Origin of the sequence: Pseudomonas sp. LS-2 (assembly GCF_003605735.1) — a bacterium.
Taxonomy (GTDB): Bacteria; Pseudomonadota; Gammaproteobacteria; order Pseudomonadales; family Pseudomonadaceae; genus Aquipseudomonas.
This window is the reverse complement of the sequence record NZ_QXTJ01000036.1, coordinates 1-1,619: the sequence shown is the minus strand read 5'-3', so window position 1 is coordinate 1,619 and position 1,619 is coordinate 1. Positions and strand designations below refer to the sequence as shown.

Sequence of the window (1,619 nt, the reverse complement as noted above, 5' to 3'; positions counted from 1 at the left end):
CGGTGTGTGTCAATGTAGTTGTCGCGTCAGTCTCAAGCAGTTTGTCTGTTCATAGGCTCACGTTCCCGATTCAAGTAGACATGGTCAGGTAGCTTCCAGTTACGAACACTCCCGGCCCACCGCTCTGGTTTACGACGACGAGCTTCAAGGTACAGGTGCGCTCGGTTCTCCAGTGATAAGCGGTCGTGCCCTTTATGACGTTGCGAAGGTGTGACGTATTTTAGAGCGCTGTGAAGGTGCTCATCGTTGTACCAGGCAACAAACTCCATCACCCACTGACGCGCCTCATCCAGTGATTCAAACGGTCGCTGTGGCCAGCGAGAGCAATACTTGGCTGTACGAAACAGCGCTTCAGCATAAGCATTGTCGTTGCTGACTCGTGGGCGACTAAATGAGGGCAACACCCCAAGGTCGTTCAGCGCAGCGAGCATCGTTGCGCCTTTCATAGAGCTGCCGTTATCCGAATGCAGTATCAATTTGTCCGGGAGGATCTTTTCACGCAGACAGGCGCGCTCCATCAACACGCCAGCGTGATCAGCGCTCTCGGTTTCATGGACGTCGTTCATGACCAGTTTGCGGCTGTAGATATCCTTGACCATGTACCAGTAGAAGAAGCGGCCTTTGATGTTGCTCGGCAGCCAAGTGATATCCCAGCACCAGATTTGGTTAGGGCCGTCTGCACGATGAGTCGTCAACGGTCGAGCTTTTGGCTTGCGCGAGCGTCCTCGACGATGGGCTTGCCCGGCAGACTTGAGCACACGATAGAACGTCGATTCAGAAGCCAGGTACACGCCTTCGTCTGCCAATTTAGGGACGATCTCATGCGGGGTTAAGCCAGCGCAGTCCGGTCGGTTGGCAGCTTGCAGCACGGCCAAACGCTCACTGTCGCTGAGTTTGTTGGCAGGTTTTGAACGGCATGCACCGGGTCTGCCATCCTGCAACTGGTGATGCCAGCGCTGGATTGTACGAATGCAGACGCCCAACTCGTTACAAGCAGCACTCTGACGTGCGCCTGCTCGCACCGCAGTATCAATCAACGCAAGAACACTTCTGCGATCTGAGACGCTGGTCATTCGTCCTCGCCCGTGCCCCAGATCGCATTGGCCTTTTTTCTCAACACCAATAGTGCTGCCGTTTCTGCCAGCGCCGCGTCCTTGCGTCGTAGCTCGCGTTCCAGCTCCTTGATCCGCTGCATCGATGGAATATCTTTGGCAGGCTCCTGCTGCGCAGGAGTATTTGCCTTCTCGCAGGCTAGGCGCCACAAGACCAGGTCGGCGGGCAAAATACCTGAGCTGCGGCAATATTCGGAGACCTCTGCTTCGCTCATCGTAGCGGTTTGCAGCACTGCTTTGAATTTATCGGCACTGTTCCAGCGCCCATTACGCTTACCTGTCCCCGGCATCTGCACTCCTTGGGCCTTGGCCTCTTTACGCCAATACCTCAATGTGACCTCAGTAATCCCCGTTTGCTTGGCCATCTCACCCACAGTACGGCTGATGGGAGGAGCCATTTGCTCCAGCACCCAAGCTTTCTCATCTGCCGAATAGCGGCGTTGTTTCATGTGACAGTCCTACGCCCTCCATCTATAGAAGAAGCGACAACTATCCTGACATGGAGGG

1 pseudogene is annotated in these 1,619 nt (G+C 55.2%); it reads right to left on the bottom strand.

From position 1 onward, the window contains the following. Positions 1 to 32: 32 nt before the first annotated feature. Positions 33 to 1,561 (bottom strand): annotated as a pseudogene (locus tag D3M70_RS20520) (IS3 family transposase). Positions 1,562 to 1,619 lie beyond the last annotated feature (58 nt).